This is a genomic window from Waterburya sp. (assembly GCF_058530065.1).
In genome coordinates this window covers 1-9,374 of sequence record NZ_JBZNBU010000399.1, presented here as the reverse complement: position 1 = coordinate 9,374, position 9,374 = coordinate 1, and the positions used below count along the sequence as shown (strand labels likewise).

8 protein-coding genes are annotated in these 9,374 nt (G+C 37.8%); 7 read left to right on the top strand and 1 reads right to left on the bottom strand.

Going from position 1 to position 9,374, the window contains the following annotated elements:
• From AC33VI_RS22815 to AC33VI_RS22785, 7 genes are all read left to right on the top strand, one after another.
• Positions 1–866: glycosyltransferase family 2 protein (locus AC33VI_RS22815; protein WP_491784558.1), on the top strand; the 866-nt coding region annotated here is incomplete at its 5' end.
• A 177-nt stretch (positions 867–1,043) separates the two neighbouring features.
• Entirely contained in the window at positions 1,044–2,057 is a 1,014-nt protein-coding gene (locus AC33VI_RS22810) for a sulfotransferase family protein (protein WP_491784557.1), read from the top strand.
• A gap of 76 nt (positions 2,058–2,133) precedes the next feature.
• A complete protein-coding gene (locus AC33VI_RS22805; RefSeq protein WP_491784556.1) occupies positions 2,134–3,339 on the top strand; it encodes a glycosyltransferase family 4 protein in 1,206 nt (401 codons plus the stop codon).
• 59 nt (positions 3,340–3,398) lie between these two features.
• Positions 3,399–4,622 (top strand): murein biosynthesis integral membrane protein MurJ, encoded by a 1,224-nt coding sequence (murJ, locus tag AC33VI_RS22800; protein ID WP_491784555.1) that lies wholly within the window; start codon positions 3,399–3,401, stop codon positions 4,620–4,622.
• 217 nt (positions 4,623–4,839) lie between these two features.
• The gene (locus AC33VI_RS22795) at positions 4,840–6,276 is read left to right on the top strand and encodes a hypothetical protein (RefSeq protein ID WP_491784554.1); all 1,437 of its coding nucleotides are present in this window, start codon (positions 4,840–4,842) and stop codon (positions 6,274–6,276) included.
• A gap of 3 nt (positions 6,277–6,279) precedes the next feature.
• Positions 6,280–7,848: a hypothetical protein gene (locus tag AC33VI_RS22790; RefSeq protein WP_491784553.1), complete on the top strand. Its 1,569-nt coding sequence runs from the start codon at positions 6,280–6,282 to the stop codon at positions 7,846–7,848.
• Between the two features lie 46 nt (positions 7,849–7,894).
• Positions 7,895–8,899 (top strand): sulfotransferase family protein, encoded by a 1,005-nt coding sequence (locus tag AC33VI_RS22785; protein ID WP_491784552.1) that lies wholly within the window; start codon positions 7,895–7,897, stop codon positions 8,897–8,899.
• Between the two features lie 154 nt (positions 8,900–9,053).
• Here the strand turns inward: AC33VI_RS22785 and AC33VI_RS22780 are convergent.
• The coding region (locus tag AC33VI_RS22780) for an FGGY-family carbohydrate kinase (protein ID WP_491784551.1) at positions 9,054–9,374 on the bottom strand (321 nt) is incomplete at its 5' end.

The following is a 9,374-nucleotide window of genomic DNA, read 5'->3' as shown; positions in this document are numbered from 1 at the left end:
TAGAAATAATTTTGGTAGATGATGGTTCGACAGATAAATCGGGGGAGATTATAACTAGTTATGGCGATTGCCTGACTCCGATCTTTAAAGAAAATGGCGGACAGGCTTCTGCTTTTAATGTGGGTTTTGCTGCCAGTCGAGGGGAATTAGTTTGTTTTTTGGATTCTGACGATGTTTTTGTGAGGGGCAAAATAGCCGAGATTGTTAAATGGTTTGAAACCAATCCCGATATCGATTGGTGTTTTCATGCCGTAACTCTAACGGACAAACGTAGTGGCGAACTGTTGGGGTATAACGAAGAGAGGGGAACGCGCAAATGCGATTTTCGCGAATCGATGAAAAAAGGTCGCCTGTCATTTCTCGCTCCTCCCACCTCTGCCTTATGTTTTAGACGATCGCTTTTACAAAAAATTTTACCCATGACCGAAACTCTCAAAAGGGGAGCAGATCGTTATTTGGTAGCAATGGCACCAGCATTAAGTCCTGGTTTGTATTTAGATAAAAAACTAACAGTTCAAGGCATACATCAGAATAATGGCAATACTCTTCAAGAAGGACAAAAATTTGCCAGGAGACGAGCCTATAAAGCAATGACGGTAGCCTATTTTATGAGGTCGAAGTTACCAGAATTTTACAAAATTACTGATAGAATATTCGCCAGAGGTTGGGGTATCTATTTAAAGTTAATTTTAAAAACTGGTCAACAACTTCCAGAAGAAAAAGAATTAATTGCCAAATATCTGCTTGAGAGCAATCCTTTAACCAAAGCCAAGATATTTTTCATGGCTCTATATCATAATAGACCTTGGAGAAAAGACAATTCCTTGGTGCAATATGAGAAAAAAATCAAGCAGTTTAAATATTAAATAGTAAAATATCTGATATTATTTAATACTTTTGTAGTTCTAGCAAACACTTAGTTTATACTCTTATTTTAAGCGCATAATAGGTATCTAGAGCTAAATGCTTGGATTAAAAAATCTGGCTGCAAATTATAGTTAGCAAAAACAAAAATATTATTTTTTATCGGTATTAAAACAACAATGACTTTAATATTTATTGTGGGAAATAGTCGTAGCGGAACGACAATGATAAGTCGTATTTTAGGACAGCATACACAGATATTTTCATTTCACGAACTACATTTTTTTGGCGAACTATGGATATCTAAAGAACGACAAACAAAAATGAGTCGGATGGATCTAGAACTGTTGATGGCAAAATTGATTTCGATTCAAAGAGATGGCTATCTAACTCAAGGAAAGAAGGAACGTTTTCTCTCGGAAGCAAAACAAATAGTCAACCAGCTACCCCCACAAAACTTAACTCCCACCACTATATTCGAGTCTTTTTTAATTCACGAAGCCCAGAAAAATCATAAATTTATTCCCTGCGATCATACCCCTGGCAATGTATTTTACCTTGATGAAATTCTAACTCTATATCCTAATGCCAAGATTATCAATATAGTCAGAGATCCCAGAGATGTATTACTTTCCCAGAAAAGAAAATGGCAGCGACGTTTTCTAGGAGGAGATCGCATTCCTTGGCAAGAAGCTATTCGTTCCAAAATAAACTATCATCCAGTTACTATTAGCCAACTGTGGAATTCGGCGGTAGGGGCAGCCGAAAAATTCGCCCAACACGAGCGAGTATATTCTTTAAGTTTTGAAAGATTGTTGCAATCGCCCCAAGCTAATGTAGAAGAAATTTGTCATTTTTTGGATATATCTTTTACAGATAAAATGCTCGCCATACCTCAAATTGGCTCTTCAATTGAATCGGATAATCCAGGCAAAATTGGCATAGATGCTTCTAGATCGGGAAACTGGTGCAAAGGAGGGTTGACCCAGACAGAAGTGTTTTTATGTCAGTGTATTACTCAAAAATATAGAGAGAAATACAATTATCAAACCGAGCCGATCCAACCCAATTACTTATTATTATTATTTAATCTCATTTCTCTACCGCTACATTTAATTGCAGCTTTATTACTAAATTTAGCCAGAATGGCTTGTTATATGGAAAGTATTAAAAGGCGTATGGCTATATCTTGAGGTGAGTCAGAAAGTAGGAAAATAGATAAATAGGGCAGTAAGCGATCTTTGTTTTTTAATGGATGAGAATTAACTGGTGAAATTAACAGTATTAAATACAGGACAAAACTACTATATTCGCGGTGGCTCGGATCGCTATCAATTTTCTTTAACAGAATTGTTAGAACAAAAAGGACATCAAGTAATTCCTTTTGCCAGTCGTAACGATAAAAATTTAGCCACAGAATGGTCGAGATATTTTCCCCCAGGAGTCAATTTCGATCGCCCTGGAGTGGGAGATTTAATTAACTTCATCTATTCTCGGAATGCTGCCCAAGCAATTTCTCGTTTGTGTGACGAACAAAAAATCGATCTGGCACATCTCAATATTTACTACGGTCAATTAACTAGTTCGATTCTCGCCCCATTAAAAAAAGCGGGGATTCCCATCGTCCAAACTTTACACGAATATAAAATTGTCTGTCCCGTATATTCATTATTATCGGGTAATCAAATTTGCCAAGCTTGTAATGGTAAGAATTTTTGGCAAGCTACGGTAAAACGTTGCAATCGGGGTTCGATCGCGCGATCGCTCTTGAGTACGCTGGAGTCTTATGCTTCCCAGCTTTTGGGGGCGGTGGATCAAGTCGATCGCTTTATTGCTGTGAGCGATTTTCAACGGCACAAGTTAGTCGAGTTGGGCATTCCCAGGAATAAAATTAGTACCGTTCATAACTTTATCGACTTGACGGATCTTGAAGTTAGCCAGCAGCCTGGGGAATATTTCCTATATTTTGGTAGATTAGAAAAATATAAAGGAATTCTCACCTTAATTGAAGCAGCATCCACTTTACCCGATATTCCTTTACTAATTGTGGGGGATGGTACGGATCGAGAAGCCGTAGAACAAGCGATCGCTCAAAAACAACTCAAACATATTAAACTCCTCGGATTCAAACAAAAAGCCGAACTAGATCGGTTAATTAAAGGCAGCATCTGCACAATTGCTCCTTCAGAATGGTATGAAACCTTTGGCTTAACTTTAATCGAGTCTTTGGCAAGGGGCAAACCAGTTATTTCTAGTCGCATTGGCGGTATGACGGAAATTATTACCGATGGAGTAGATGGCTTACAGTTTGAACCTGGTAATGTAGCCGAATTAAGGGAGAAAATGCTTTGGATGGGGCAAAATCGCGATCGCCTAGGAGAGATGGGTTTGGCTGGTAGAAACAAAGTAGAAACTAAGTTTAATGCCGCAACTCATTACCAGAAATTAATGGAAATTTACCAAAAAGTACTATAGCTAGCTTCATTATTGACCGTGTTTCGCTATTTAGCCCAAAAAAATTCAATCAAATACTAATGCTCATCAAAAATCGCGTTTTTAAAATCTGGCAATCTTCAACCAAAAGGGTAATGATTCTCACTTCTTTTGGTATGATGTTTGGCTTTTTGATGGATTTGTTACTGGCTGCCAGATTGGGGGTGAATGAAGCTACCGATGCTTATATTGTTGCCATTAGTTTACCTATTTTGATCGATACCGTAACTCGCGAAGGTACGCAGTCGAGTATGACTCCCGTATTAGTGGAACAAAAAGCCACCCTCCAACCCCAAGAATTTCAAAATTTTACCAGTGGTTTATTTAACTTAGGATTGGTAATTGGGATTTTTTTAACTGTAGCGATCGAAATACTCGCCCCTGCGATCGTACTTTTTATTGCCCCTGGATTGTCTCCTGGGGGAAAAGCTGAAGCGATGACTATCTTGCGCCTGTGTGCCCCATTAATTTTGTTTACTCCTTGTATTACGGTGATGAGCGTTTTACTCAACAGTCAAAAGCGTTTTACCATGGTTGCCCTCAGAAATACCATTGCTCCAGCTACGGTAGTAATATTTATGCTATTGGCTTGGGGACAAGAAAATACTACTTCTTGGATGGCTGTTGGTTACTTAGTTGGCTTCGCCCTATTTTTTACTATTTTGTATCGGGAGGTGGGCAAAACTAATTTCCGACATCAATGGTCTACCTGGATTTCGCGAAAAGATTTAGCCATAATTTATCGAGCCGTTTCTCTCCCCACTTTGGGTTTTATTTTAAGACAGAGTTTGCGCTTGATCGAACGCTCCCTGGCTTCTATTGCTGCGGTAGGTGGAGTTGCTAGTTATTATTTTGCCCTAAGAATTTTTTCTGCCATTCAAACCCTAATTGGATCGAGCATCGCTACTACAGGATTGCCCACCATTACCGAATATATCTTAGCGGGTCAAAGATATAAATTGGTTACATTTTTAAAGAAGAAAACCACCAAAATTTTCCTGGCAACCTTCCCCATGATTCTCACGGTTATCTTCTTTAATAAACCCTTAGTAGCCCTGGTTTACGGACGAGGGCTTTTTGATGGTGATGCGGTGGAGCAGACATCTCAAATCTTTTTATGGCTGAGTTTGAGTTTGACTGTTGATTGTGTAATTCCCATTTTTCAATCTACTTTATATGCCACCAAACGCTACGAAATAGTGTTTAATAACATGGTGATTTCTACTATTGCCAATATTGCCTTGGCATATATTTTGACTAATTAAATTGGTTTGATTGGATTGGCGATCGCTGTAATTATCTCCAACCTAATTACTCTGTTTCACTTACTTTACTACAATCGTAAAATTCTCAAACAAACTAATATATGATTATTAAAAAATAATCATTAATTTTAGCCTATTTTAGATGGTGAGCTAAAGCCAATCGATCATTAATAATTAACCATCAACAATTTAAAAAATATGTATATAACTTCACCTTATGAATACTATATATTCCTATTTAATTAAAAACGTTTTTCAGATAGTTCTGATAATTACTATCTATTTCCCTCTAGAAGATTTTTTGCTGAAATTTGTCCCAGCACCAGAAGCCGTAATTACAGTTCTGCGTTTAATTCCCGAATTTTTTCTTTATTTCCTCTTAGGCTGCGTCATGGTAGAGCGCGTCAATCAAGGAAAACCTCTACGTAAAACTCCCGTAGATTTAGTAATTATTGCTTTTTTTTTAGCAGCTTCAGTCTCGATTATTATCAATCAGGCAAATTTATTTGATAGCATCGCCAATCTAAGAACCAATTTTCGCTATCTTTCGGTTTACTATATTTTAGTCAATATTGACATCTCCGCCCGCCAAGTTTCGACAATGTTAAAAGTTGTTGTCTTAATGGGTTTGATTCAAGCTGCTGTTTCCTCCGTGCAATTTTTCTTACCAGATACCGTAGACCAATTATTGTTTGCCAGGGCTGGTACGAAAGCTGCCTTGGGAGAATTTAAAACCAATGCTAGTTTTGGAACTTTATTCGATCCGACTAATTTATCTTCTTTTTTGTTAATTACCGACACTATCTTTTTGAGTAATATTTACTTGGGTAATAGACAAATAAATTTAATTCCCGATCGCAAAAACTTGGTAATTATGGCAACTTTTCTATTTGGCATTTTTGCTACCAAAAAAAGAGCAGCTTTGTTAATTGCGGTATTAGTCCATATCTTTGTTTTGAGTAGGGCTAGAGGGGGAAGAAATGTGGGCAAATTTCTTTGGATGTCGATTATCTCTCTACTGCTTTTCAGTACCATATCCGCATTATTTTTAGATTGGAATATGGCAGAAGAACTAGGACTATTACCCTATTTTGCCGAGATTTTTAGTCAAGACTATTGGGAGCATACAACTAATGCTTCAAGGGGTTTTATTATCATCAAAGTTATGGGTGCTTTAATCAATTCTTTTAGTTTGTTTGGTTTAGGGCCAACCCCAGATGCAGTAGAGCAAGGAATCAAAACTCATTTAGCCTTAGATAGTACCGATCTCGACCAAATGGATTGGAGCTTTTATGTCTTAGACGACCCCTATTGGTTTGCAGTTTTAGGCTATTTTGGTATTGTAGGAACACTTTTTTATTGGTTGATATTTTTACGCTTTTACCAATCTTCTCAATTCTTGATTAAAGCAGTAGATTTTATCAGTTATAAATCCCTAGGATTGGCATTTTCTAATATTACAATTTTGCTGTTTTTATATGCTTTTGTCGAACGTATTCTCAGATTGCGAGCCTGTAGTTTTTATTTTTGGGCGATTGCTGGATTGACGATTAACTCGATTTATATGTATCAACAAAACAGAAAATATATGAGTTGGCAATCCCATCAAAAAGAAGATTTAGTCGGAATTTTGCCCAATAATGATTTGAAATAAAAAATGCAGCAGTCTATCTTATTTCGTTGGTTAACTAAAATTACTTGCTTGAGTTCGGTACTAATTTTGGGCGCGTCGGGAACTCTTGCTGATAACCCAACTAACTATCGAGACAGAACGATTAATAGTAATCGCCAGTCATCTGGGATTAAAGCCCAATTATCCGAGCAAATACGTCCTCTCGATGCTAATTTTGTCTGTTCTAATGTTAATGCGGTTAGAGTGGAATCTTGGAGCGATCGCAATTATTGGGAAGCCGTCAAGGAACTCAATCTGTCTGTGATTCGGATTCCTGGAGGAGAAGGATCGAGTTATTGGGATTGGCGTAAAGGAGGAATTATCGACGATTTAGGAGATTTACCCGCAGGAGTAAGCCATTTTCTCGATAATAAACGCGATCGCGCCTACGATCGGGCAAAATTATCGGACTTGCGACTGGGATTTACCAAAAATCAGCAAGTTCCTCTATTTGTCTTAAATTTACTCTCAGACGATCTCGAATCTCAATTAGAAATGTTGCGAGAAGCCAGAGATTTGGGGTTTCCCATTAAATATATCGAACTGGGCAATGAATTTTATTTTCCCTTAGAAAATTATGTTGCCGTCTTCCCCCAACCCAAAGACTATAGTAAAATAGCCAATCGTTGGATTGCTGCGATTAAAAAAGAGTTTCCCGAAGCACAAATTGCCGTCTTGGGGGTAGCTCAAACTAACAATCGCAAGTCCAGTCGGATTTATAAATGGAATCGAGAGGTGGTGACTAACAGTTTGCCTTTCTCCGATGCCATAACTATTCATACCTATCCCCGTAATGGTTTGGTAAATCGTCCCATTGTGAGCGACGAATATCCCTTTTTTCAGGATCGAGATATCCCGTTTATCTTAGGAGAACCCTTTAGAAATTGGCAGCGAGTTAGCAAAATTATCGATACTTTTCCCGACAATAAAAAAATCTGGGTGACTGAATATAACCTAATGGAAGATATTCACGCCAAATCGGGAGCAAAACAACAAAGAATTGCAGGGAGTTGGATTCATGGTCTGTATACCCTCTCCATGAGTATGCTATTTCTCGAAGATTCTCGCATCGATTTAGCTTGCAACCATATGCTAATCGGCAGTTCTCAATTTTCCACTATCTTGGCTCGCGAAAATAGTTTTATCAATCCTGGCAAACAAAACACTAAATCTCAACCTCTAGCTTTATCAGCCAATGGCAGTACCCAGAAACTATTGGGAGATGCGATCGCAGGAATGACTCAAGCCAGAAAAATCAATTTCTCTCCTCAAAAGAATTTAATTGGTAAGGAGAATATTTCCTATCCAGAACTATATGGTTGGGAATTTAGCAATTCAGAGGGTAAACAAAATTCTGTATTACTCAATCTGTCTTCTCGCCCCATCGAACTCGATCTGCGGGACTTATTTCCTCAAGAAATGAGCTATGAAATTCTTTATGGTTCTCCCCAAGATTTGGTCAGCAATCCCGATATATTAAACAAAAAAACAGGGAATACTGGGGAAAAAATCGTACTTCCTCCCTATTCTGCCACTAAGTTATCTAATAATTAAAACTAGAAATGATAATATACAAAGAATTTTAAAATTTCTGTTTAATATGGTTGCCCAAATTGATAACTTATATATCAAAACTAGTTTTAGCAAAACATTAGCCCGTCTGATTAGTTACGGTCTTTTTGAAGGCAGACCATTAACCACCAAAGGACAGTGGATCAATCCTTTAATCTTCAAATTATTTGCGATCGCTCAAAAATTACCCCAGCTAAAACCAGTAAATAAACCAATATTTGTCATTGGTACGGGCAGAAGTGGGACTACTATTTTAGGAGTAGTTTTATCCATGCACCAGCAAGTCGGTTTTCTCAACGAACCAAAAGCAATTTGGCATACTATTTATCCCTACGAAGATTTAATTGGTAGCTATAGTCAGGGAAAAGCTGAATATCGCTTGTCTGAGGAAGATGTTAGCGACTCTACCATTCGCACCGCCCAACGCATCTTTGGTACTTACCTGAGAACTGTTGGTGCTTCTAGATTGGTTGATAAATACCCCGAACTAGTTTTTCGAGTTCCTTTTGTCCGCAAAATATTCCCCGATGCTAAATTTATTTTCTTAGTCCGTAATGGCTGGGATACTTGTCAATCTATCGATAATTGGTCAAAACGTCTCGGTACAAATGTCAAAGATGATACCCATGATTGGTGGGGAGTTAACAATCGTAAATGGCATTTATTAGTAGATCGAGTAGCAGCTACTAATCCAGATTTACAAGATAATCTTGCTACCATCAAAGCCTACTCCGATCATACTGCTATGGCTGCCTTAGAATGGATTCTCACCATGCAAGAAGGCTTAAAATTAGCCCAACAATATCCCGACGATCTTTATCTCTTAAAATACGAAGATTTAGCTAGTCAACCACAAAATACTTTAGAGCAACTTTTGGATTTTTGCGAACTTCCTCATGACGAAAAAATGTTTGCTTATGCCAATCAAACTCTAAGTAGCAGATCGAGTTATCAAGAGTTTTCCCTTCCACCAGAAATCACCCCTTTATTTACTAAAACCATGACTGATTTAAACTATAGTCATTCTAAATAGAAATCATACAATACTTTGAAAAAGTAGTGAGTAGTGAGTAGTGAGTGGTATTCAAACTTACAGCCGTTTTCAGTTGAATAGCTCTCTGGGAAAATTTACTAGTTCGTAGTTTTTAGTTTTTAGTTTTTAGTTCTTAGTTCTTAGTTTTTAAAGTTTAATTATATTGAAGCATAATTTTATTGGCAGCTAATAAAGCAGTGCCATAAGCTGCTTCTGTATTATTTGCTCTAGTTACAGGTACATTAAGATAACCCTGGCGAATTTTTTGCCAGGTTAAATTTTTTGCGCCTCCTCCTGCGGTATAGACGCGGTTGAGTTGGTTTCCCCCCAATGCTTGTAGTTTTTGATAGCCTAGGGCTTCAATACGAGATATTCCTTCCAATAAACCCTGTAAAAACTCTTGGGGAGTTGCGGGGCGAGGAGATAGTTGGGGTTGTAAGTCGGGATTAATAACAGGAAAGCGATCGCCTGGCTT